The sequence below is a fragment of the Shimwellia blattae DSM 4481 = NBRC 105725 genome, from assembly GCF_000262305.1.
In the GTDB taxonomy this organism is placed as follows: Bacteria; Pseudomonadota; Gammaproteobacteria; order Enterobacterales; family Enterobacteriaceae; genus Shimwellia; species Shimwellia blattae.
In genome coordinates, this window is record NC_017910.1 from 3,142,505 (window position 1) to 3,166,287 (window position 23,783).

Annotated in this window: 23 protein-coding genes; 7 read left to right on the forward strand and 16 right to left on the reverse strand. The window is 57.0% G+C overall.

Annotation, left to right across the window (positions count from 1 at the left end; all coding sequences use genetic code 11):
- Positions 1–9 precede the first annotated feature (9 nt).
- The 3 genes from cas7e to casA are packed head-to-tail and all read right to left on the reverse strand — an operon-like array spanning position 10 to position 3,248.
- Positions 10–1,065 (reverse strand): type I-E CRISPR-associated protein Cas7/Cse4/CasC, encoded by a 1,056-nt coding sequence (gene cas7e / locus EBL_RS14820; RefSeq protein ID WP_002442774.1) that lies wholly within the window; start codon positions 1,063–1,065, stop codon positions 10–12.
- Between the two features lie 22 nt (positions 1,066–1,087).
- A complete protein-coding gene (gene casB / locus EBL_RS14825; RefSeq protein WP_002442773.1) occupies positions 1,088–1,690 on the reverse strand; it encodes a type I-E CRISPR-associated protein Cse2/CasB in 603 nt (200 codons plus the stop codon).
- Positions 1,677–3,248 (reverse strand): type I-E CRISPR-associated protein Cse1/CasA, encoded by a 1,572-nt coding sequence (casA, locus tag EBL_RS14830; protein WP_002442771.1) that lies wholly within the window; start codon positions 3,246–3,248, stop codon positions 1,677–1,679. The genes casB and casA overlap by 14 nt, the downstream gene beginning before the upstream one ends.
- 396 nt (positions 3,249–3,644) lie before the next feature.
- On the opposite strand from casA, the gene EBL_RS14835 reads away from it, so the two are divergent.
- The 3 genes from EBL_RS14835 to EBL_RS14845 are packed head-to-tail and all read left to right on the forward strand — an operon-like array spanning position 3,645 to position 7,061.
- Positions 3,645–3,998: a type II toxin-antitoxin system RelE/ParE family toxin gene (locus EBL_RS14835; RefSeq protein WP_002442770.1), complete on the forward strand. Its 354-nt coding sequence runs from the start codon at positions 3,645–3,647 to the stop codon at positions 3,996–3,998.
- Positions 3,995–4,294 carry a helix-turn-helix domain-containing protein gene (locus EBL_RS14840; RefSeq protein WP_002442768.1) on the forward strand — a complete coding sequence of 100 codons (300 nt, stop codon included), beginning with the start codon at positions 3,995–3,997 and terminating at the stop codon, positions 4,292–4,294. Before EBL_RS14835 ends, EBL_RS14840 begins: the two co-directional genes overlap by 4 nt.
- A gap of 40 nt (positions 4,295–4,334) precedes the next feature.
- Positions 4,335–7,061: a CRISPR-associated helicase/endonuclease Cas3 gene (locus EBL_RS14845; RefSeq protein WP_002442766.1), complete on the forward strand. Its 2,727-nt coding sequence runs from the start codon at positions 4,335–4,337 to the stop codon at positions 7,059–7,061.
- A 20-nt stretch (positions 7,062–7,081) separates the two neighbouring features.
- Here the strand turns inward: EBL_RS14845 and metC are convergent, their stop codons facing one another.
- The 3 genes from metC to EBL_RS14860 form a co-directional block, all read right to left on the reverse strand.
- Positions 7,082–8,263, reverse strand: coding sequence for a cystathionine beta-lyase (gene metC / locus EBL_RS14850; RefSeq protein ID WP_014716151.1), 1,182 nt, complete (start codon positions 8,261–8,263; stop codon positions 7,082–7,084).
- 10 nt (positions 8,264–8,273) lie between these two features.
- Positions 8,274–9,560: an amino acid permease gene (locus EBL_RS14855; protein WP_014716152.1), complete on the reverse strand. Its 1,287-nt coding sequence runs from the start codon at positions 9,558–9,560 to the stop codon at positions 8,274–8,276.
- A gap of 53 nt (positions 9,561–9,613) precedes the next feature.
- Positions 9,614–10,701, reverse strand: a protein-coding gene (locus EBL_RS14860) for an IS3 family transposase (RefSeq protein ID WP_126298255.1) whose coding sequence is annotated in 2 segments (ribosomal slippage) — positions 9,614–10,449 and positions 10,449–10,701 — 1,089 coding nt in all. Because the reading frame shifts where the segments join, the coding sequence is not laid out codon by codon here.
- Between the two features lie 296 nt (positions 10,702–10,997).
- On the opposite strand from EBL_RS14860, the gene EBL_RS14870 reads away from it, so the two are divergent.
- Positions 10,998–11,888: a LysR family transcriptional regulator gene (locus EBL_RS14870; RefSeq protein ID WP_002445471.1), complete on the forward strand. Its 891-nt coding sequence runs from the start codon at positions 10,998–11,000 to the stop codon at positions 11,886–11,888.
- Here EBL_RS14870 and EBL_RS14875 read toward each other — a convergent pair.
- From EBL_RS14875 to EBL_RS14910, 8 genes are all read right to left on the reverse strand, one after another.
- Positions 11,885–12,409 (reverse strand): TPR domain-containing protein, encoded by a 525-nt coding sequence (locus EBL_RS14875; protein ID WP_232001983.1) that lies wholly within the window; start codon positions 12,407–12,409, stop codon positions 11,885–11,887. The two genes, EBL_RS14870 and EBL_RS14875, sit on opposite strands and share 4 nt — an antisense overlap.
- A 34-nt stretch (positions 12,410–12,443) precedes the next feature.
- Positions 12,444–14,153 carry a heme lyase NrfEFG subunit NrfE gene (gene nrfE / locus EBL_RS14880; RefSeq protein WP_071840836.1) on the reverse strand — a complete coding sequence of 570 codons (1,710 nt, stop codon included), beginning with the start codon at positions 14,151–14,153 and terminating at the stop codon, positions 12,444–12,446.
- Between the two features lie 15 nt (positions 14,154–14,168).
- The gene (nrfD, locus tag EBL_RS14885; RefSeq protein WP_002445464.1) at positions 14,169–15,113 is read right to left on the reverse strand and encodes a cytochrome c nitrite reductase subunit NrfD; all 945 of its coding nucleotides are present in this window, start codon (positions 15,111–15,113) and stop codon (positions 14,169–14,171) included.
- Positions 15,113–15,784, reverse strand: a complete 672-nt coding sequence (locus EBL_RS14890; protein ID WP_002445462.1) for a 4Fe-4S dicluster domain-containing protein — start codon at positions 15,782–15,784, stop codon at positions 15,113–15,115. Before EBL_RS14890 ends, nrfD begins: the two co-directional genes overlap by 1 nt.
- A complete protein-coding gene (nrfB, locus tag EBL_RS14895; RefSeq protein WP_002445461.1) occupies positions 15,781–16,326 on the reverse strand; it encodes a cytochrome c nitrite reductase pentaheme subunit in 546 nt (181 codons plus the stop codon). Before nrfB ends, EBL_RS14890 begins: the two co-directional genes overlap by 4 nt.
- A 31-nt stretch (positions 16,327–16,357) precedes the next feature.
- Positions 16,358–17,719: an ammonia-forming nitrite reductase cytochrome c552 subunit gene (nrfA, locus tag EBL_RS14900; protein ID WP_232001984.1), complete on the reverse strand. Its 1,362-nt coding sequence runs from the start codon at positions 17,717–17,719 to the stop codon at positions 16,358–16,360.
- Between the two features lie 337 nt (positions 17,720–18,056).
- Positions 18,057–18,812, reverse strand: coding sequence for an aspartyl/asparaginyl beta-hydroxylase domain-containing protein (locus tag EBL_RS14905; RefSeq protein ID WP_002445458.1), 756 nt, complete (start codon positions 18,810–18,812; stop codon positions 18,057–18,059).
- A gap of 347 nt (positions 18,813–19,159) precedes the next feature.
- On the reverse strand, positions 19,160–19,765 hold the full coding sequence (locus EBL_RS14910; protein WP_034920612.1) for a helix-turn-helix domain-containing protein: 606 nt from the start codon (positions 19,763–19,765) through the stop codon (positions 19,160–19,162).
- A 43-nt stretch (positions 19,766–19,808) separates the two neighbouring features.
- On the opposite strand from EBL_RS14910, the gene EBL_RS14915 reads away from it, so the two are divergent.
- The gene (locus EBL_RS14915) at positions 19,809–20,504 is read left to right on the forward strand and encodes a B3/B4 domain-containing protein (RefSeq protein WP_002445454.1); all 696 of its coding nucleotides are present in this window, start codon (positions 19,809–19,811) and stop codon (positions 20,502–20,504) included.
- A gap of 20 nt (positions 20,505–20,524) precedes the next feature.
- Entirely contained in the window at positions 20,525–20,875 is a 351-nt protein-coding gene (locus tag EBL_RS14920; protein ID WP_014716153.1) for an antibiotic biosynthesis monooxygenase family protein, read from the forward strand.
- On the opposite strand, the gene yczR is transcribed toward EBL_RS14920, so the two are convergent.
- A complete protein-coding gene (gene yczR, locus EBL_RS14925; RefSeq protein ID WP_002445450.1) occupies positions 20,848–22,287 on the reverse strand; it encodes a MocR-like transcription factor YczR in 1,440 nt (479 codons plus the stop codon). The two genes, EBL_RS14920 and yczR, sit on opposite strands and share 28 nt — an antisense overlap.
- Before the next feature lie 89 nt (positions 22,288–22,376).
- On the opposite strand from yczR, the gene yczE reads away from it, so the two are divergent.
- Positions 22,377–23,003 carry a membrane protein YczE gene (yczE, locus tag EBL_RS14930; protein WP_002445448.1) on the forward strand — a complete coding sequence of 209 codons (627 nt, stop codon included), beginning with the start codon at positions 22,377–22,379 and terminating at the stop codon, positions 23,001–23,003.
- Here yczE and EBL_RS14935 read toward each other — a convergent pair.
- Positions 22,956–23,624 (reverse strand): hypothetical protein, encoded by a 669-nt coding sequence (locus EBL_RS14935; protein WP_002445446.1) that lies wholly within the window; start codon positions 23,622–23,624, stop codon positions 22,956–22,958. The genes yczE and EBL_RS14935 overlap by 48 nt on opposite strands.
- Positions 23,625–23,783 lie beyond the last annotated feature (159 nt).

Sequence of the window (23,783 nt, forward strand, 5' to 3'; positions counted from 1 at the left end):
CGCATATCCTTACTGGCTGACGAATGCCAGCAGCGCATCCAGCGATCCGACTGCTCCGGGCACATTAAGCTCCGCAGTGTGTTCTGCACACTGCCCGTAGGCCCGGTCAAAATTCGCCCGCTGCTGCTGGAGCAGCGCAATGGCCGACTCAATCTGATTTTCACTGCGCACCGGCTGGAAAAACGCTGCCGCCAGCGAGCGGGGCTGCCTGGTGCCAATTTCCGCCAGCGCGTAGGAGGCATAAGCCCGGGAGGCAAAACTGTTTTGTTTCCCGGTGGGCGATACGGTTAATGCCGTTTCCGTTAATGCAGCCAGTGCCCGCCGGGCCAGCGCCTCGTCACCGCCCAGGTTTTCAATCAGTAAATCGCGGCTGATGCAGATATAGGTGTAGAACAGTGCCGATGCAAAACCCTGCTCCCCCATATGACCAGAGCCGCTATCTTCTTTGCGGTTCAGATCATCTACGGCAGTGAAGAAATCATCTTCAATGGTCACGGCGCTGACTCCCAGGGCGTGAGAGACCTGGCAGGCGGCTTCCACGTTAAACGCCGGAGACGATGCCAGCATGCGGCCAAATAGCGCCATATCGACACCCTGCAGCTCTTTGCGCAGCAGTTTTAGCTCGTCATCAACAGGCTCACGGTTCTCAGCAATCAGGCACTTCACCAGCGCATCAATCAGGCTGATTTCATGGGGGCTGACGTGGGCAATCTGTTCAATTTCAAGATTTTTTGTTGTCTTCGCGCCTTTATCACTTTTGACTTTACCAAACTGCGCGGCAATTTTTTCCGCTGCGCTTCTGGCGATTTTTTCCGCCACACCGGCGTCTGTCATCGGCTGGTAGACATACTCCACCGCCAGGCGGCGGGTGCGCTTACCAATATGCCCGGCCATCGCCTCTTCAAAAAGTGCCGACGTGCGCCAGGCGCGTTTCAGGCTCTGGGATGACACCCGCAGGCGTTCGGCACCGCCCATATATGCGGTTTTCGGGCGCCCGGAATCATCACGGTTCAGGTTAGAGGGGGCGTAAGCCGTCAGCAGGTGTAACTGGATAAACGTGGTCATTATTAATTCCTTCTAAAAATGATTACCGGGCACGTGAGGTGGTGAGGTATTCACTGGCCCAGCGAATGCGGTTGCGCTCAAAGGGGTTGGTGGTTTCTGGCTGGTGCTCTGAACGGCGCTGCCACTCTTCCATCCACAACAAGATGCTGTCTGCCAGAGAGAGTACGTTTACCCCCTCATGGCCGCGGATCTTCACGGCGCGGATCAACAACTGGCTAAAACTTTCCGGATCGGCTGCTTTTTGCAGGCGTTCAAAGCGCAACACGCTCACACAGGGATCGTTACCATTCAGCTTCTCCCCCAGTTGTGCGCCAAAACTGAGCTTCCCGTTGTGGGTTTTAATATGGGCAGCCACACCGGCAAAGAGCGCCAGCGCCATCTGATGCAGCGGTGACAGTGGCATATGCGCGCCAAGCTGGCGGCGTAGCGCATCATATCCTTCACAGGTCAGCGCCCCGTAAGGGGGCTCTACCCGCCGCAGCTCCGCCCGCCAGGCGCGCCCGTTAATCCGTTGTTCTTCCTCACGACCGTAGCGTTGCGCTAACAGATCAAACCAGTTCAGCAACGCCTGCTGCGCACGGGTATCTTTGATCCGGCGCGGGGCGGCTGTATCACTGTTCAGCATGCTGCTTCTCCTTTTGCTCTTCCCAGAGTATGGACACCTCTTTGCGGACTTTTTGTTTGCAGTATTCGTGGTCCAGCCCGCGCCGGGCCGCAAGCTGGCGCAGCAGAATGTCATCCGGGCTGTCCGGATCCGTGAGGACGTCGTTATCAAAAAACTGCAGCAGATAATGGTGTAATGCACGCTCCCACGCTTTCAGTGCCTGGCAGGTTTGAGCGTTATGCGGGCGGGGGTTTTCTGCCAGGGCTGCCGCCAGCTGGCGAAAGGCGGGCTCCGTCTCCTGCCAGAAGGCGGTATCCACCATACTGGTATCGAACTTTGCCTCTTTCGGGTTTTCAAATTTAGCGTTTTTCAGCGCGCTTTTGAGGATCGACAGCGATCCGGATGCCAGGGCCACGATCAGCTGAATTTCAGTGCGAAATGAACCCGCATCCGCAATATTCAGTACCGGCAGGCGGTGCTGATACCAGCAGCGCACCTTGGCGTTATCAAAATCAAAAGCAAAACACCACAAACTGAGGCTGACAACGCCTTTTTGCTGCGCGGCGCGCACAGCCCTGGCGGGCTGAATACGGTTAAATTTATCCTCCCCCTTAAGCAGCAGGCCCAGCCAGTCCTTATAGCTCAGTCCACCGGGCTGGCCTTTTAGCGCCAGCCAGGGGGCGGAGGGATCTTTCAGCGCCTGGCGATACGGGGAAAAGGGGTGCAGCCAGCTTTCATACTGAACACCGTAATTTTTAGTCCGCATCTGCAGCAGCAGTGCCGGGTGCTCCTCACCGCACAGATCGCAGCAACCGGGCCGGGTGGTGGCAAAATCCAGTTCAATACGCCGCGGCATCCCCCAGTAAGCCTGCAGGGGGTGCGCGTTTTCCGGTGTGACCATATTGCCGGCTTTATCGCTGATTCTGGTGGGTGCCAGCCACGGGAAGATCAGCGGGAACTGTGCAGGATCCGGGGGCGTCTCCTGCTCCAGCACATTGAGCCAGAGCTTTTTCCACAGCGGAAAGGTGTTTTCATCGTCCGGTACGGCCAGGGTGGTCAGCGGGCCACCGCCGCGCATTCCCACCCGGTAACCAGCCCCGCCAGCCGGGGAGTTTGTCTGAACCGAAAACAGCGCCATAACCGCACAATGGGGGCAGATTTGCGTTGTGCTGTCGCGTTTAACGAAATGATCTTTATTGAGCTTTAAGGTGTTGCCGCCCGGGGCGTCGATAAGTAACCCGGCAATCGTGCCTGGTTCGCTGTCCAGCGGGTCAAAACTCTGCAAAAAGGCGGGCTTTTCCGGGCCAAACTGCAGCGCCGGGGCAATCGCGGCCAGTGCCTGTTGCCATTTATCCGGGTCGATACCGTCAAACCAGGTCTCTTCCCAGGCGCCTTCGTCTTCTGGCGCCACAGTACACTGCAGCAGGCCCACCAGCATTTGCCAGGCCGCCCCCTGAAAATCCGCACGCGGGTAAGCCACATCCAGAATGCGGTTATCCAGTAGTTCAGACAGTGAAATTCGGGCTCTTTCACCATTTTCCAGGACGACCGGTAACCACTTTTCAGTAATCAAATCCATTCGCCTTACTCCTGACAGGCGGGCAACGAAGAGCCCGCCGAATATGAACGGCTTCATCCGAAACTGATGATAACGAAAAACCACATTATTTATGTGAGTCACACCCTAACTGATAGATTTTTAAACATCAATCAAAAAATAAGTAGGGAATCTTTTTTGATATTTTCATATCAGTGTTAGAATTTTGCTCACCCCATGCTGTGGGGATAAACCTTAGGGAATCTTGTTCCTGACCACGTTCCCCGTGCAAACGGGGATAACCCTCCACAGGCCGTCAGTACCTCCGGAGCGGATCGTTTTCGACGTTGTATGTTAAACAAGGCTGTTTTGTTGCAATTATGACCAGTGGCTTATACACTCACTTAATAAGCTACGGCTTATATATGGAGCGCGTAAATGTGGACTGTATTTTTTGGGCCAGTTTTTGATGCCTGGTTTGAAGAGCAAGAGCCCGCACTGAAGGAAAAAGTGTTAGCCAACCTGCGCAATCTGGAAAAGTACGGTCCTTCTCTTTCCCGGCCATATGCGGATACCGTTTATGGCTCACGATATAAAAACATGAAGGAGTTGCGCATTCAGTATTCCGGATACCCTGTCCGGGCATTTTTTGCGTTTGATCCGGTTCGCCGTGCCATTGTGCTTTGCGCCGGTGATAAAAGTAATGACAAAAAGTTTTACGACAGAATGATCCGCATTGCTGACGACGAGTTTTCCGCTCACCTTGCAACGTTGGAGGGTAGTACGAAATGAGAACACTAAAAGAAGTCATTGCCGCCCAGACGCCTGAGAGCCAGGCCCGCATTAACGAAATGGCCGAAGAGATGATTTTAGAAACGGGCCTCCAGATGATGCGTGAGGAGCTGCAGCTATCCCAGAAGGCGGTGGCCGACGCAATGGGCATCCGGCAGCCTGCCATTACACAGATTGAACAACGCGGGAATGATATCAAACTGGCCACGCTCAAACGCTATATTGAGGCCATGGGGGGTAAACTGAGCCTTGATGTTGAGTTGCCGACCGGTAAACGGATAGCTTTTCACATCTAAGCAGGAGCGCCACCAGATAAACGGACTACCGACGACAAATATGGCAACAATACCGGACGCTGATTTTCTTCACTACTGGGGGAAAACTAACCGCACACCGGACGATAAACACAGTGCCCCCTACCATTTGCTGGCCTGGCACTGCCTGGATGTGGCAGCCTGCGGCCATTACATGGTGCGCAACAACCTGTTCCAGGCCCGGGAGATGCTGGCCGCCTGCGGGCTAACCGGCCAGGACGCTGAAAACTGGATAATCTGGCTGCTGGCCTGCCACGATATCGGAAAATTTGCCCGCGGCTTTCAGCGCTACGCAGCGTTCCCCGGCACTCCGCTGGTTCCCCCACTGGCGGGGGTAGCCGCCATGGAGCGCCATGACTCGCTGGGTTTTTATCTGTGGCAGACATTATTTTCCGCCTGGTGCAACCAGGAGAATCAGCTGCTGGCGGATAGCGCACCGGAAAACCGCAGGCGCTATAAAAGCGCCTTAACCACCTGGATGCAGATAGCCACGGGGCACCACGGTATTCCCCCCGACACCCTGGAAAATAAAAGCGCGCTGGCATTTGATGCCGCCGATATCCGCGCCGCCTGCCATTACCTGGAAACATTAACCCGGCATTTTCCCTTCACGCTCCCGCAGAGCTGGAAAACCCGGGACGGCCAGAAAACACTCAAACAGCACAGCTGGTTTTTTGCCGGGCTGACGATCCTGGCAGACTGGATGGGCTCTGATCAGGCGCAGTTTCCGCTGCTCAGCGAGCCAATGACCATAGACACCTACTGGCCTCTTGCCTGTGAAAAGGCACAGCGCGCCGTCTCCCGGCTGCCTGCCCCTTCAGCTCACAGCGCTTACCATGATCACCGGGCGCTGTTTCCGTTTATCGACCAGTTAACCCCGCTCCAGCAGCAGGCGGCTACGCTGGATATTTCAGCCCCCGGGCCGCAGCTGATGATTCTGGAAGATGTTACCGGTGCCGGGAAAACCGAAGCGGCGCTGATCCTCACTCACCGGCTGATGGCGGCCGGTAAGGGGAGCGGGTTATATGTTGGGTTGCCGACCATGGCAACCGCCAACGCCATGTATACCCGCCTGGCCCAGGCTTACCGCGCGCTCTTCGCCACAGAGGCGAGCCCCTCTCTGGTACTGGCCCACGGCGGGCGCCATATGTCTGCCGCGTTTAGCCAGTCCCTCTGGCAGCCCACCAGCACCCAGGCACAGGACTATGCCCCGGACGATCCCAACACCAGCGCCGCCTGCCATGCCTGGTTTGCTGACTCACGTAAAAAAGCCCTGCTGGCAGAAGTTGGGGTCGGCACACTGGATCAGTTGCTGATGGGGGTGATGCCGTTTCGCCATCAGAGCCTGCGGCTGCTGGGCATGCAGAACAAAATTCTGCTGCTGGATGAAGTCCACGCCTATGATGGCTATATGGTGAAACTGCTGGAAGGGTTACTGCGCTTTCACGCCGCCCAGGGGGGCAGCGCTATTATTCTCAGCGCCACGCTTCCCGCCGCGCTGCGGGAAAAGTTACTCAGTGCCTTTGAGAGCGGTGCCGGTTTTCTTCCCGGTGGTGACAGCCAGCCTGCGGGATACCCCTGGCTGAGCCACCGTACATCTCACGGGCTGGCGGAATATCAGCTGGCAACCCGCGAGGAAGTCCGGCGTACTGTCGCCATCGACTGGCTCCACAGCCGTGACGAAGCGCTGGCCGTAGTGCACCGGGCAGTCGCTGCCAGGCAGTGCGTGTGCTGGATCCGTAACACCGTGGATGACGCCACCGGCATATTCCGCCATCTGCTGAATGAGGGGATCATTCCCAAAGAGGATCTGCTGCTGTTTCACAGCCGCTTTGCCTTTGGCGACCGGATGGATATCGAAGAAAAGACCCTCTCCTGGTTCGGTAAGCACACTCCGCAGGGAGCGCGCCGGGGTAAAGTGCTGATCGCCACCCAGGTAGTGGAGCAGAGCCTCGATCTGGATTTTGACTGGATGATTTCCGATCTCGCCCCGATCGATTTCCTGATCCAGCGGGCGGGCCGCCTGCAGCGCCATATCCGCGATGCCCGGGGCCGGTGTAAAGCCACCCTGCCCGACGAGCGCCATCCGCCGGTATTGCATATTCTGGCCCCGGAATGGCAACCGGAGGCCGCCCCCGGCTGGCTGGGAACAGAGCTGCGCAGTAGCGGTTTTGTCTACCAGGATCAGGCATGCCTGTGGCGCAGCCAGGCAATGTTGCGCCAGTTCGGGGAGATTCGCATGCCGGACAATGCCCGCCAGCTGGTTGACGGGGTTTATGAGCAGCAGATCAGTGCCCCAGAGGGGTTGCAGCCGCTGGCGGATCTGGCTTTTGGCAAGGTGCTCAGCCAGCGTGCGGTGGCGGCACAAAACCTGTTGCTGCGGGACAAGGGTTACGCCCGGGACGCCAGTGATTTTTTATGGAGCGATAACCGGGAGTTCTCTACCCGAACCGGGGAAGAGAGCGTGGATATCTACCTCGCCTGGCGCGATGACAACGGTCAGTTGCAGCCGCAGGCCAGTGGTGGCGACTTCCCCTGGGAACTGAGTCACCTGTCTGTGCGCCTCTCCTGGTGGCAAAAACATGCCGCCAGCCTGGATACCCCGGACGACGACACACTGGCGCACTTTCGCACTACGCACCACCGCCCGGCAGCACAGGTGGTCCTGGTCTCACCACAGGGAGTGGCTCCCTGGTACAGCAAGCAAACCGGCCTGGGCCTGGCGGACGGGGAACATCTCGCCGGGTGATCCGGCAAATTGCGCCCCACCTACTCACCACGCAAACGCGCTAACCCGGCAACCAGATCGTTTTTCAGATCGGCCATATCTTCAAGGCCAATCTGAATACGCAGCGTCAGGCCACCAGGGCGCCATGTTGTCGCAGTGCGATACTCCGTACAATCAAATGGAATAATCAGGCTCTCAAATCCTCCCCATGAAAATCCCATGCTAAATATCTTCATATTATTCAGCATATTATCAACATCCTGTCGGGTAAAACGACTATCCAGTACCACTGAAAATAACCCGGTTGATCCGGTAAAATACCGACACCAGTTAATATGCCCCGGGCAGTCCGGCATGGCCGGATGCAGCACGCGGCTAATTTCCGGCTGCCCCTGAAGCCAGGCCGCCATCTCCAGCCCTCTGGACTCGGCCTCTTTAACTCGTAAATGCATCGTCCGTAAACCGCGTAATACCAGAAAACAATCCTCCGCACCAGGCAGCATCGCCAGTGCATCATACGTCTGGCGCAGCGCAGGCCAGTGACGCTCATTCGCAGAAACCATCCCCATCAGCAAATCTGAATGCCCGCCGGGATACTTAGTTCCCGCCTCAACCGATAAATCAATACCCAGCGCATGTACCTGACAAAATAATGGCGTAGCCCAGGTATTATCTATAATGGTGCTGATCCCTCGCCGTTGCGCCACTGCGACAATCGCCCCGATATCCTGTACTTCAAAACTCTGTGAGCCCGGACACTCCAGCAAAATAGCCCGGGTATTCTCCCTAATCAGCCCGTCGATCTCCTCGCCAATTAACGGATCATAAAACGTGATACTGACACCATATCTGGCCAGCAGCGTATGGCAAAAATTACGTGTTGGCCGATACACTGAATCTGTCACCAGAAGATGATCACCACTGCGGGTCACAGAAAACAGCGCCAGCGCCAGCGCCCCCAGACCAGAAGGGGCAAGCACTGTTCCCGCCGCATTGCACAACGCGGTCCAGGCATTCTCCAGGCTTTGAATCGTTGGCGTACCCGCCGTTCCGTAAGAGAATGGTGCCTGCTTATTACGAATTGCATCACAAGTGGGGTAAATGACTGTCGATCCCCGGTAAACCGGTGGGTTGACAAATCCGTACTGTTGCGCCGGGGAGCGTCCCAGCATCGATAACTGGGTACTGATATGCCATGACGATAATTCAGGTCTGTTTTTCATCGCGCACCTGTTATTCAAGGAATTTAAAAAATGGTGACAGGCACAACAGCAGGCCCGTACCGGAGATAAATAAAATTCGCCACGAGTAATATTTTTTCAATTGTGGCACCTTAAGCACCAGATAACAGGGGATCATACAAGAGACAATACCGTATACCGGGGCCCCTATCTGTTGCAAAAGCAGAATAGGGAAATGGGTCAGTACCCATCCCCATAGCAGTAGCACAATAAATATCGCCACACCAATACTAACGGCTCGTTCATTAATCCGCTGCTCATTCATAAAACGCGCCAATACATTAACCACTATGCCCTTCATCGCTTCCTGAAAGCCAAGAAATATGCCGAAGAATGCCGTCACAATGGCAAATACATTCAACAATATAGACATCACCTTAATTATTTCACCCGGTACAACCCTGGCAACAATAGCCATCGCTGAGATATTATTACTCGCTGCCTCCATTGCCTGCTCATGACTAAGCGAAAAAGTAAATGAAAAAGCGAAAAAAAGAACGGCACAGACCAGAATACCATAGGCGATACGGCTCGCACGCAGAGCCCGGTAGGTGGCGATCTCCGCATCAGGTTCTGTTTTTCTGAAAGCAACATTCATTGGGCTAAGGATCTGAACAAATAAAATAGAAAATAAGGTAAATGGCAATGTCAGTATCATACCCACCAGCAGCTCCCCCACTGGAGGTAACAGGCTAATATTCGCCATATTCCAGTGCGGGATCATAATCAGCCCAAGTAAGATAACAATCGCCAGTTTAAGCAGCACCATGGGCCCGGAAATTTTAAACAGTAATTTCTCCCCCTGCGCCGCAATACTAACCAGTACCGTGAGTACCAGTAAACCATACCAACCGTTATCAGAGAGTACCTGGCTCGTTACGCCAAAGGTATGTAAATATGAAGCACTATCAAATGTCGCGGCCAGAGAATATGTCAGCATACCCTTCAGCAGCATGATAAAATAAGTAACTCCGAGGAAAAAACCCCAGTTTTTCCCCAGATAATAAGTAATAACGCCAGAGTAATCCTTGTATTCCGGGCTCCGGGATAAAGTTTTAAGATACAGGGTCTGCATCATATACAATGCCGGATAGGCCACAACCACAGAGAGAGAAAAAACCCAAATACCTTTTAATCCTATCTGCACCGGAAGAAAAATAATCCCACCTCCAATTGCCATACCAATACACAGTACTACCCATCCGGCGTCATAGGAGGTAAACGGAATTTTTGCATTACGCATAGTAGAGGATATTGTATTATCATCAGTCATAATCATTACCATTACAGGTGTGGTAATCCCCCCATTTTTAACGGAGGCGATAAGTAGAATCAGGTCATGCGTTGAATATGCTGCATTGGCGTGAAACCATTCAGTGCCATATTCGGACGCTCGTGATTATAAAACCATTGCCAGCGTGTGGCATAGTCCTGCAATTCGTCCAGTGATGTAAACAGGTGCTGTCCCAGCCAGTCATAACGTACAGTCCGGTTATATCGCTCAATATATGCATTTTGCTGAGGTTTTCCGGGTTGAATAAAACGCAGGGTGATATTCTGCTGAGCAGCCCATGACATCAGTATCTTGCCGGTATATTCTGGCCCATTATCACATCGTATTGCTGCTGGTTTACCTTTCCACTCAATCAGTTGTTCGAGTGTCCTCACCACACGATTTGCGGGAAGAGAAAAATCTACCTCAATGGCCAGCGCTTCACGATTAAAGTCATCGATAACATTCAGCAATCGGACGGAACGACCATCCGACAGTTGATCGTGCATGAAGTCCATCGACCAGCATTCATTGCGGCTTTCAGGCACCGCCAGCGGCTCGGGCTTATCCCGTTTCAGTCGTTTTTTCGGTTTAATTCGCCTGTTCAGCGACAACTCGCAATAAATCCGGTATACCCTTTTGTGATTGAACTTAAAGCCTTTTACGTTACGCAGGTACAAAAAGCACAGACCAAAACCCCAGTTGCGCTGACTGTCGGTGATACGGAGTAGCCAGTCAGCAATAACCGTGTTTTCTTCATTCAGTTGAGGCTGATAGCGATAGCAACTTTCGCTGACAACAAACAACTGGCAGGCAAAACGTATGCTGACGCTTCGGTGCCTGACCGCGTCCTGTGCCATCTGCTTTCGCTGCGATGGCTTCACCACTTTTTTGCCATAGCCTCCTGAATAATTTCGGCTTTGAGCCGTTCTTCGGCATACATCTTTTTCAGGCGGCGGTTTTCATCTTCCAGCTCTTTTAGTCGGGCCATCATGGATGCATCCATTCCGCCAAAGCGTGAACGCCACTTGTAGAAACTGGCATTGCTCATACCATGCTCGCGGCACAGTTCAGCAACTGGCGTTCCGGCCTCAGCCTGCTTGAGGATGGCCATGATCTGGCTGTCGGTAAAGCGTGATTTTTTCATAGAGATCTCCCCGGTTCAGATTACGAGAAAATTCTACCTATGAACACACCGGTTTTTCGGGGGGATTACCGTGTTAGACATAAAATCGCGCCACATAAACTAACCATAGCAATTTAATACCAACCACCAGTTAAATTCGATTATGTGATCATAATAAAATAAACCACCGCTTAATTTCCTTATATTCACAACCGGCATGACAAAAAATAAACCCGTTATTAAAAACACACAAAAATTTAGCCATACAGGTAAATAAAATAACTAAATATTATTCATAACCTCTGCAGGGTGACACAATGATTACATCCGGAACGTTACAACAGCTCACGATATTTGTACGCATCATTATTACCGGTAGCTTTACCCGGGCAGCCAGAGAGTTGGGGCTTTCGCCATCAGCGGTCAGTAAAAGCCTGGCAAAACTGGAAACCCAACTCGAGACCCAACTGATAAAAAGAGGTAGCCGTAAATTATTCCTCACCTGGCGCGGTGAAGTGCTTTTTAATCAGGCTCTGGCGCTGCTGGAAGAGTGCGAACATATGCTGACACCTGGCAGAGCCTCCCCTGACCAGCGCAACATTATCAAACTCTCCTGCCCGGTGGCCTGGGGGGTTGAAATTTTATCACCGCTGATTAGCGGATATCAGCAAGCGTATCCGCTGACCAGCCTGCATATTGAGCTCAGTGATCAGTTAATCAGTTTTGCCGAAACCCATTTCGATCTGGCACTGCGGATCACCCGCCAGATGGAGCCGGCTGAAAATAAAACCTTGCTGGCCCGGGTACACTGGATCTACTGCTGCTCACCGGATTACCTGTATGGTAAGCCAGCTATTGCATCGCCCCGGGATGTGGCCAGCCACCACTGCCTGTCCAACCCAATGGCCGCATATCACAATAGCTGGATATTCAGTGGTCCGGATGGTGAGCAGATTATCCCGGTAAATGCCGCAATTACAGCCCGCTCCAGTCTGGTATTACTGCGGATCCTGCTACGCCACGGCGGTATATCCTGCTTACCGGACTACCTGGTCAAGCCTTATATCAAAAAGGGGGTGCTTGTCCGGCTATTCCCCGGGATAAATGCTGGCCGCTCACACTACTTATACGCCATACAGCGCAAAAACAAGCATGGTAACCCATTGATCGGCTCGTTTATTGACTACCTACAGCAGGCGCTGCGCTAATCAGTACGCGACTGCGCAGGCTGTGCGGTTGACATAAGGCGCGCCATATTAATGGCATCGACAATCTGGCGGCTGTTAATGCGCGCTGAGTGGGTGTCGAGGATCTGTTGCCACAGGACAATTGCCTGCGGGTAATCCGCCTGCATAAATGCACTGGATGCCTGCAGCATCAGGGCGGTGACTTCTTGCGGATCCAGTTCCAGCGCACGATTAAGCATGGTGCGCGCAGCCGGTGTCATTTGCTGCCCGGCCTGGTAATACAGCACCGTGGCCAGCGCCGCGTAGTATTGTGCTGGCGCCTCCCCGGTGTTCAGCGCCTGGCGGTATGCCTGCAACGCGGGCCCATAGGCGTTACGCCAGAGGTAATACTCTCCCAGCAGAGCCCACAGGGCACCATTTTGGGGATCAGCCTGAATTTTTTGCTGCAACCCGGCCAGCTCATCAGCAGGTGTCATCAGACGCTGCTGCTCCTGGCGCACGGCCTGCCAGCGAGGGACCAGCAGATACCCGGCCACCAGCATAACGGCCGCCCCCCGGAATACACAGCGCCACCTCTTACCCACGGCGCCACCTCCCCTGCCAGGCGCTGCACAGCCCCCCAGCTACCATCAGCAGCCCGCCGCCCCATATCCAGCTTATGCCGGTCTGGATGTACAGGCGCAGCGCGTAACGCTGTGGCCCGGTCTTCTCCCCCAGCACCGCATAGCCGTCATACAGCAGCCCACTAGTGATCCCGGGTATCATCATCGTCTGGCGACGGGTCGTGTAAAAGCGCCGCCCGGGCCGCAACTGTCCGGTTTGCTGCTCACCCCGCCACAGGGTGATCAGCGCCTGTTCACTGGTGTAGTTTTCCCGGGCAATAAGATCCACCCGCTCAAAACGGAACCGGTAACCACCCAGAGCAACCTGCTGGCCCGCTACCATATTCAGGCTGATCTCCTGGCGGGTGATGACGGATGCCGCAATCCCGGCGGCAGCCAGCAGCACACCGCCATGGGCTAACAGCGCCGGTAACCGGCTGAAAAACGCCCTGCCCGGCACCCGCTGTACACTGACCATGATAATAGCCACCAGCATCAGCAGGCCGAAGGGCAGCGTTGCACGGTTAAAATAAGCCGCCCCCACGGAAATCCGCCCCCGGCCCAGCAGGCTGTGGAGCATGGGATACAGGGTGCCGGTCAGCACAATAAGCAGTACCGCGCTGAATAACAGCGCCGCCGCAAGGATCCCGGTCTCCTCCGGCCCGGGGCCTGCAGATCTCAGGCGACCATAACCGGCCCGCCGACCAAAGATCCCAAGGGCCGCCAGGCTCAGCAGCGTAAACAGGGCAAACAGCGGCAATGCCTGCCGCTCCCCCGGGGCAAAAGCGTGAACCGACAGCAACACCCCGCTGCGCACCATCAGAATACCGAGCAACACAAAAACCAGCGTGATGATGGCCAGCAACTGTGACCAGTAATAAAACCGCGCCCGCCGGCGCGCAACGGACAGGGTATGCAACAACGCCGTGGCAGAAAGCCAGGGCAGCAGGGCCGCGTTTTCAACCGGATCCCAGAACCACCATCCTCCCCAGCCCAGCACGCCATATGCCCACCAGGCACCAGACAAGATCCCCAGGGTAAGCGCACACCAGCCGGGCACTGCCCAGCGCCAGCACACCCTGGCGGTTGCTGAACAAAAACGCCCCGTCAACAGGGCGGCCACCACCACCGCCGCCACCAGCATCAGCCCGCTGTAACCGAGGTACAGCAGCGGCGGATGAACAATCCCCCCCGGATGTTGCAGCACCGGGGCCAGATCCCGCCCCTCAACGGCGGGCGGCAACAGGCGGGCAAAGGGATCCGCCAGGCCTATCACCAGCATCAGCAGTAATGCCGTTATCAATGCCAGGATCCCCAGTACCCGCGGGTAGAGCGGATCCGGATCATGCCGGTAACGGCGGGCAAACAGCACGCTCCATAAGCAAAGGGAGAGCACCCATAACAGTAATGACCCTTCATGCCCACTCCACACCGCCGCCAGCGCCAGCCCACGCGGCAACAGACGGTGGCTGTGCCGGGCCACATACTCCACGGAGAAATCATCTCCCAGAAAGCAGATAATCAGCATGCAAAACGCCAGCGCCAGCAGTAAGAACTGCGCCTGAGTGGCGGCCACAACCGGGCCCATTCCCCTGCCCTGCCCGGCTATATATACGGTCAGCCAGCTGGTGCCACAGCTGAGCAACAGGGCCAGATACCCGGCTTCAGGAAGATAGATATTCAGCGCCCGCCCTCCGCTCTATGCCAGGGTCAGTTGCCCGGCATACAGAATAAAAAAACGCAGCATCAGCACCCCGCCCAGCGTGGCGCCACAGATAACCAGTACCCGGCCACGGTGCTGCTTGCGGCGCTTAAGCAGGGCCGGAAGCAGCAGCCCGACCCCCACAACGCCCAGCCAGAACCACCATGTCCAGAAACCGCCCCCCATGGCCGCCGCCAGGGCGCGCCTTTTGCCCTCATCCCCCAGCGCCATACCGCTAAACAGCGCGGCCAGTAAGAACATCTCCAGCCAGACCACCGGAACCTCAATATGGTGGAGAAATTGCGCCTCCGTATGCTGTGCCCGACCACACCGGCGTAAGGTGATGGCCAGCAGTGCCACGGCAATGGCGGAAGAGACACCGGAAAATAAAAACAGTACCGGCAATACCGGCGTATTGAGCAACGGATACGCCTTCAGGGCCGAGAGCAAAAACCCTGTGTAAGCACCAAGCAGTAACGCCAGCACCAGCATGGCGCTTTCCAGCGGGCGGTGAACCTGCGCAAGCCGGGCAAACGCCCGGGGCAGTATGTGTAATCCGGGCAGCCAGCGCTGCTGCAGGCGCAGTAGCTGCGGGGAAAAAATCGTCGCCAGCCAGAGGATTAATACCGCCATATACAGCTGAAACAGCAACACCCCCATCGACATCACCGAGGTCATGCTGTAGTGGAACATCAGTTTCCAGAAGACCAGGGGGCGTGTCAGGTGCAGGATCAGGATCAGTAACCCCAGGAGCACCGTCCCGGGCCCGAGGATCAGGGTGGCGCGCAGTAATGTGCTGTCTGGCCCGCCCTCCCGGGGGTGCAGACGCCGCAGCAAGACTGACAGCGTCACCAGCCCGGAGGAGATACCGATCAGGAACAGATAAATCGCAATGGGCCAGTCCCACACCAGGGAGTCAAAATGAAACGCATGCTGCAACATTATGATGTGACCTCCCCATGTCGGTAGGGAATACGCCATATTTTGGGCCGGGTACCGAGCGCCAGCTTATAGCGGTAGGTGGCGCTCTGCTGCAGCAGGCGGGCGATATCACTTGCCGGATCATCCAGGTTACCAAACACCAGAGCCCGGGTCGGACAGGCCTCCACACAGGCGGGCAGACGCCCCTCCCGTAACCGGGTTTTGCGGCAAAAATCGCATTTGTCCGCGGTTTTACTCTGCGGGTGAATAAAGCGCACCCGGTAAGGGCAGGCGGCGATACAATACTGGCAGCCAACACAGAGCGCCGGGTCAACATCCACGATGCCGCTGGCCTTGTCACAGAACGAGGCCCCTGTCGGGCAGACCTCCACACAGGGTGCGCGCTCACAGTGCTGGCAGGAGTGGCGAAAGAAACGGTAGCGCACGTCCGGGAATGTCCCCTGTGGTTCGCTGCGAATAATCGTCAGCCGCGAGACGCCCTCTGGCACCTGGTTTGCCCCCCGGCAGGCCTCTACACAGGCATTGCAGCCAATACAGCGTGACTCGTCATGGACCATGCCGTAGCGCACGCCGTGAAGCGTCAGGGTGTTCGCCAGCACCCGGGCGCCTGCGCCGCCGGCTACCGCCAGGGCACCGGCCCGGGTAATAAACTGGCGTCGGGTGTAACTCATGGGCGCTCCTTGAGGACCGGAACAGAGGCCGGGTTAAAATGGGGGCTGCTCTGCTGTTCCCGGTGACAATCCACGCAAATCCGGATGCGCCCTTTGTCATCCAGCGCGCGCATGGGCTCCTGGCGGGAATGCAGGGTATGACACCCGGCGCACGTTACCCGGGTTATATGCACACCATGGGGCCAGAAGATCTGTTGCAACGCGTCTGGCTGATGGCAGGTTAAACAGACACTATTTTGCTGTTCCACCCTGTACAGGGGCTGATTAAAACGCATCACATCCCGGGCCCCCTCCCGGTGCTGTAGCGATGCGTTACCATGGCAGTGAGTACAGGTGACCTGGCGTTTATTGCCAGGGTTAATGGCCTGCGCATGCAGGCCGTGCATCCCCTGTAGCTCTGGTTTATGGCACCCCTGGCAGGCGGCATCCGGATTGCGCTGAGGGGTAACCTCATAGCGGGGTATGGCCGGTTCAGAGGCCGGGCTGACACCGACACTGCACCAGAACAGGCCCACTATGCATAGCGAACGTAATACGCCCATATTGACTCCATTGCCTAATCCGGCCCCGTGGTTACTGGCTTAACAGACCATTTTTACGTGCCTGAGCATCCCAGTGCGGCACCACCGATTGCAGAAATTCCTGCTTTTCAGCGTTAATACGCTGCATATCCAGCCCAATGGCTTGCTGGGCGTTCGCTTTGGTGGAGAGATCCGGCAGCGGGATTTCGTGGCTGATCCCCCGGGTTGCCAGCAGGCGGATCAATTTTGTGCGCGCGTCCGCAGATTTATCCAGCGCACTGCCCAGCATCCGCAGCCCTTCTTCCGGGGCGTGCATATGGATCCCGTGGGAGGCAATCGCCAGATCCCAGCGCCACTGGGCATGGCGAATATCCAGCAGCGCCGGAGCCATTTCGGCCTCAGTGGCCCCAGCCTGCCAGGCGGCCTGCGCTTCAAAGTGCGCATGGATCAACTGATCCTCAACTTTAATTTTCAGCTCATGGATAGCCTGTTTGCGCGACTGGACAATTTTCTGCAGGGAGGTTTTATCCTGGGTATGGCAGTTAACGCAGGTATGGGCAAAATTATCAAACGGGTTGCCGACTTTATGGTCGGTATAAAATTTCCCTGCGGCGTTTTGTACCTTCGGCATATGGCAGTCAACACAGGTGACGTTGTTTTTGCCGTGGATCCCCACGCGCCAGGTTTCATATTCCGGATGCTGAGCCTTAAGTAGCGGCGTTTTAGACAACGGGTGAGTCCAGTCGGCAAAGGCCAGCGCATCGTAGTATTTCTCCATATCTTGTGCGGTGGTCCCGTCATTCCACGGAAACTTAACCACTTTATTGTCCCCTTCGAAGTAATACTCCACATGACACTGGCCGCACACCATTGACTGCTGATCAAACCGGCTGGCGCTGGCAAAAGGTTTACCAATGGCCTCCATTGCCCGTGCCGCATAGGGCCGGGACAGGGAGAGCGCCGGCTCCCCGGCGGCAAACTCCGCTGATGTGGTGTTATGGCAATCCGCACAACCGATGGTATTCACAATTTCCGGGCCGCCACGGGCCCACTTACCGTGAAAATAGCTCTCTTCACCCCCCTGCTGGATGAGGCGCGCCACATCCGGGCTTTTACAGCTCCAGCAGGCCATCGGCAACGGGCCGTCTTCGGCATTTTTGGGTGCCCCGGTGCGCAGGGTTTCCCGCACGTCGGTTAGCGCATAGGCGTGACCACGCGGTTTATTGTAATCCCGCGCGAAGGGATATCCGGCCCACAGGATGACCAGGCGCGGATCTTCTGCCAGCGCATCTTCGCGCGCAGATTGCTCCCCGGTGGCCTGCCAGGAGTGGAATTGATCCGGATGGCGGGAGGCGAAAACATCACTTTTTGCCTCAGCCAGCGCGGGGGGCAGATGTGTGCAGACAGCACTCATCAATAAAAAGGCGAAAGCCCGGGCAATACCGTGGCCAACAGAGATATTTATCCTTTTCATTAGCTTTATCCGGATTGCGTCATTGCGACCAGTGGTCGTATTTTTATTATTTCAGGGTAACAGCAACAGCATCAATACCGTTATAGCATTAGTCAGCCAATGATATAGCAGGCAAAAAAGATAAAAACATTGTTTATTATCAAATTAAGACCGGTATTTTATCAATCATAACTTATTAAATTCATCACCTTAAACACTCAACTTAAATAAACAAGTTAATTAAAAACATTATTTTCCGGGGTATATAAATAATACCCCGGAGACATAAATATGTGAATTAATGGCCCTTGCCCTGCTGCTTATTCCAGCTGGCGAGGTTTTTCAGCGGTTGTCTGACATAAGGGCTCGCTTTAATCAGGGTAAATAGCAGGTTGTTGACCAGTTTCCCCACCCGGTCCACTGGCCGGTCAATATCGAGGAATAACACCGCGCGCAGTTTATCCGTGTCGTTGCGTACTTCGTGCTCGTAGGAGTCGTCAAAGATGATCACTTTGCCCTCTTCCCAGTGCAGGATCTGGTCATCCACGCGGATCCACAGCTTCTCTTTCGGTTGCGGGACAATCAGCCCGAGGTGGGCACGCACAACAGCCCGGGTGGGCCCTTTATGGGGAACAATATGGTAATGGGGCTGAAGAATGGAAAACATGGCGGTGCGCATGCCGGGAATAGCGCTGACCGCCGCCGCCGTGCGCGGGCACAGGGCGCAGTTCTCCGCTACCCGCTGGCCATACACATACAGGCCAAATGTTTTCCAGTTATCCCCCTGTGAAATGCGTTTCTGGTCGGGCGAGATCTGGTGAAAGGCGGGAATATCTTCCGGGTGCTCCAGCAGGTGGTCCAGCTCCTCGCGGATGGCAGGCCAGCTGGACTCCAGAGCGGCGACCCAGTCGAATTCGTGGTTGCCAATCTGGGGTGTGGTGGAAACCAGCGAGTGGCGCGACTGAAAGCGGCCATTCCAGCGCAGAAAACGCTTTCCGGTTTTAATTAACAGGCGGCGCAATAAAGGGCGCCGGGGCGATGAAGTTGCAGGCATAAAAACGCTTCCTTTTATACAATCCCCGCATGGCTGAGGCGATATCCGGATGGCACAGCCAGCCGTGACTCCCCTTCAGATATAACGGGTATAACCTGCCGGGCGCGGGCGGGGTATATTTCCCCGTTAGCATATCAGCGCGAACGGCAGCGATAATTCCGCCCTTAAAAATAACCAAAAATATGACCAGAAGGCAGTCCGCCGGTTTAAAAAAAGCATGACGGACAGCATTGCCCGCACGAATATCTAAAAAACCGCGCGGTGAATTAAACGAAGCATATACAAATTAAACAGCCGAATAATAACCGGCCCGGGAAAACCCGGCGCAATATGCGCCGGATCCGGCGTCAGCGGCTGTGACGCTCGCTGACCGCCATGGTAAAGACCACTTTCTCGCCGGATTCATTCGCGTAATAGTGGGGGGCATCGGCACGCATAATGGCAGAGCTGCCGCAGCCGACTTCATGGCGCTGCCCCTCCCGCCCGAGGATCAGCGTGCCCTGCTCTACGTGCAGTAATTCACAGGTGCCCTCAGGATGGGCCGGTGACGTGTAGCGCTCCCCGGGGTGCATTTCCCAGCGCCACAGCTCTACCATGTCCGGGCCACTGGTGCCCGCCAGCAGGCGGGCGCTGCCCCCGGATTCCCCCTCCCAGAGTTGAGGAATATCCCGGGGGGCTATCAGGTGCACGCTGGGCTGTTCGGCAACATCGACAATATCCGCCACGGAGACAGACATCGCCGCCGAGATTTTGCACAGCATGGCGATACTGGGGTTCGCCAGGCAGCGCTCGATATCGACCAGCATCCCTTTGCTGATCCCCGCCCGGCGTGACAACTCATCCAGCGACAGTTTCTGGTTTTTACGGAAGGTTTTGATCCGTTCGGCAACCGCCTGATTCACCCGTTCGACGTCGGAACCGGTGCCGGTCATTATATTGACTTTTTTAGTCATCGGTCGATAATGCGATATAAATTGGTCATTGAGAGATTATCTAATGCTTTCCTTTTCCCCGTCAATTGACGATGCGGTAACCCGGATCGCGCCGGATTTTCGTGCCCTGAGTATTCTGGTTGAGAATGCCCGGGTGACTGAGCCCGGCATTGGCCCGGCGCAGTTACAGGCCGCCTGCCAGGAGGTACAGCATTCACTGCCCGCCTGGGCCCAGGCGCATATCGATGCCTGGCATGAAGTGTATAAAGCCTTTGGCGCCAAACCCAAACGCACCCCCTGCTCGGCAGATGCGCTGCTCAAAAGGGTGCTGCGCGATGGCGCCATCAGCCCGATTGACCCGGTTGTTGATCTGTATAACGCCATCAGCATTCGCTATGCGCTGCCGGTAGGGGGTGAGAATCTCAGCGCTTATTGCGGCCAGCCGCGGCTGACCGTGGCCCGGGGCGACGAACCTTTTGATGTTATCAAAGCGGGGCTGCCGGTGACGGAATACCCGCAGGCGGGGGAAGTTATCTGGCGCGATGATACCGGTGTGACCTGCCGGCGCTGGAACTGGCGCCAGGGGGTACGCACCCGGCTGAGCGCAGAGAATGAAAAAATGTGGTTTATCCTCGAAAGCCTCTCCCCCATGCCGCCGGAGGCCCTGTATAACGCCGGAGAAGCCCTCACCAACGGGCTGGCCGCCATGATGCCGCAGGCCAGTATCACCATGCTGCCCTGCGGTAACTTCGCTGAATAACCGCCATGGGGAGCAATACCATGTATCTGAGCAGTTTTATCTTCGACAAAAAAGCGTACGACGCAGAATTTTACGCCCTGGATGGGGAGATAGATAAACGGGCCCGCGCGCTGCCGGGGTTTATCGGCATGGAGAGCTTTACCGATGCCGGAACCGGCCGCCTGCTGAATAATTACTACTGGCGGGATCGCGCCAGTATGGATGCCCTGATAGCCGACGCCATGCACCTTAAAGCCAAGGCCGGTAGCGAGCGCTGGATCAGCGGCTACCAGACCGTGATTGCCCGGATTGAAGGGGCCCACAACGTTAACCTGCCCCACCCGCTGGCGGATCTTCCCCTGCGCTATACCCCGGAAAACCCCGGCGAATAACCCCGGCTCAGGGCCCCGCTGCGGGTAATGTACTGCCAGTGGGGCTGTAGCCGCTCCAGCGCGCTGCGCATGAAGGGTGGCTCCAGCGTAAAAGGCAGCCGCAGGTAGCGCTCAAAGGCCCCGTCAATACCGAAGCGGGTTCCGGCGCCTATCCGGATCCCGGCCAGTTCGGCGCTGGCGGCAAATGCACTCGCCAGCGGCCCGGGCAGCTCCACCCACCAGGAAAGCCCCCCTTCAGCCGGGAGCAGCCGCCACTGGGGAAACAGTTCGCCAACCAGTGCCGCCCCCGCATCCCGCCGCTGGCGCAGCATGGCGCGCCGCCCGGGCAGAAAGTGTTCCGCCTCCTGAAACAGGCTCACCGCCGCCAGCTGTTCCAGCAGCGGGGTGCCTAAATCCATGGTGCCGCGCACCTGCCGCAGGGCGCTGATGGTCTGGCTGGAGGCGCGGATCCACCCCAGGCGCAGCCCGCCCCAGAAACTCTTCCCCGCCGAGCCAAGAGTGATGACCAGGTCGGCATCATCCCAGGCCGCCAGCGGTGGCGGCGGCGGGCTACCGTACCAGAGGTCAACCATGGTTTCATCCACCACGATGGTGGTGCGGGTGTGGGCGGCAATCGCTGCCACTTCACGGCGGGTGTCTGCGTCCATACAGCGCCCGGTGGGGTTATGAAAATCCGCCAGCAGGTAGGCCAGGCGCGGTGCCGTCTGGGCGATGGCGGCCCGCAGCCCGTCCGTATCCCAGCCCTGTTGCGGCAGGCTCACTGCCACCGGGCGGCAGGAGGCCCCGGTAATGGCCGCCAGCGCCATCGGGTATGTGGGGTGGTCAACCACCACCCGGTCCCCCGGGCCGGTAAGCAGCCGCAGAATCAGCCCCAGCCCGCTCACGGCACCATTAACCAGCATGATGTGATCCGCCGTGGTTGGCAGCCCCCGGGCGCAGTAGCGCGCCGCGATCTTCTCGCGCAGCGTGATTAACCCGCTCTGATCATAACCGGTGGATGCCAGGTGTTCCGGCAGCGCGGCCAGCGCCTGAACATAGGCCCGGTGAATTTCCGGCCCGGCGGGCAGCGCAGCCGTGGACAGATCCAGCAACGGCTCACTCTGCCGCTCCACGGTACCGGGGGTGCTGGCGTGCGGCAGCATGGTAACGGAGCCGGCACCGTGGCGGCTGTGCAGGTAGCCCGCTTCCCGCAGCAGCCCCAGTGCCGCCGCAACCGTGGTGCGGCTAACGCCCAGGGCCGTGGCCAGCTCACGCTCACCGGGCAGGCGACACCCCAGGGGGAGCCGACCGTCAAGGATCAGCAGGCGCAGCCCGTCTGCCAGCTGGCGATAGACCGGGGTACGGGGCAGCGGCTGGTGCCACTGGCCCAGCAGTTTTACTAATGAGGCAGTGCCGGTGCGACGCAGGTTCATAGCAGTCCACTTTCTGATAACTGGACCTTAATAATCAGTCCATTTTGCCCGAAGATCCACTCTCCTCCACCTCCACAGAGAGCATTATCATGGTTCAGCGGCTATTACAGCTTTATTGCGGGCTGGTGCTTTATGGCGTCTCTACGGCGCTGTTTGTTCATGCGGGTCTCGGGGCGGATCCCTGGGATGTGTTCCACCTCGGGGTGGCACGTATTTTCACCCTCAGTTTTGGCAGTGTGATGATCATCGTCGGGGTGCTGGTCTTGCTGCTGTGGATCCCGCTGCGCCAGCGCCCGGGGCTGGGCACGGTGAGCAATGTGCTGGTGCTGGGCCTGGTGGCGGATGCCACGCTGGCGATGCTGCCGCCGCTGGTTTCGCTCCCGGCCCGTGGCCTGGTGCTGATAGCCGCCGTGGTGCTGAACGCGCTCGCCACCGGGATGTATATCGGGGCCGGGTTTGGCCCGGGCCCCCGGGATGGCCTGATGACCGGGCTGCACGCCCGCACCGGCTGGCCGCTGCGCCGGATCCGCACCCTGATCGAGCTGAGTGTGCTGCTCAGCGGCTGGATGATGGGCGGAGCCGTGGGCGTGGGGACGCTGGTTTATGCGCTGGCTATTGGCCCGCTGATCCAGCTCTGCCTGCCGTGGTTTCAGCAACGCCCGCAGGCCCTAAGGGCCCGTGCTGAGGATCCGGTCAATAAACTCCCGGTAGAGTGACAGCACGGCCGGGTCATGCAGGTAGTCGGCATGGCCAAGTTGTGTGGCGTAGTCCGTGCCTTTGGGGTGGTCGATAGTATAAAGCCCCGCGGGCTTGCCGGGTGGCGAGACAAACTCCGGCAGCTGTTTGCGCAGCATAAAATCACGCCCCGACAGGCAGTTGATCCCATGGATGACATTGTGGCTGGCGAGCATCTCCCGGAATGCTGCGCGATCCAGGCCTGCGGCCATCACAAACAGGTAGATATCAACCGGCCGGGTCACCCGCTCGATGATACGGGCAATCACATCGCCCCCCATGGAGTGGCCGACCAGCAGAACCTTATCCCCCGGGGGAAGCTGCTGAATAAACGCCACGGCGCTGTCGCTACAGGGCTGGATATTCTGGCGCGCCTTATCCCACTGCGCATGCAGCTCTGCGGCATTGGCCGCGAGCATCAGGACCGCCTGCACCCCATTCTGGCTCCCCTGATAAGGGGTGCCCGCATCCCAGTGGTGGTTAACAAAATGGCAGCCAGACAACAGGCTCCCGGCGGTATTGTCGGTTAAGTCAAAGGCGGCTATCTCCTGGGCCGCGCTTTTAAAACCGTGAAAAAGTAAAATATGTAACACAGCAATCATCCGCCAGTTTCAGTGGTGCGCCACGGCAGTGGCGAGGGCGGCATAGGGTAAGGGGAACCGCGCCCGGTGCCTTGGCAAATTGTGCCGCGTTACCGGGTGGGCCGTGCTGCCCGTTTCGCCGGGTAATATAAAGGTAGCCCAGGCGGATAAGCCTGCCTG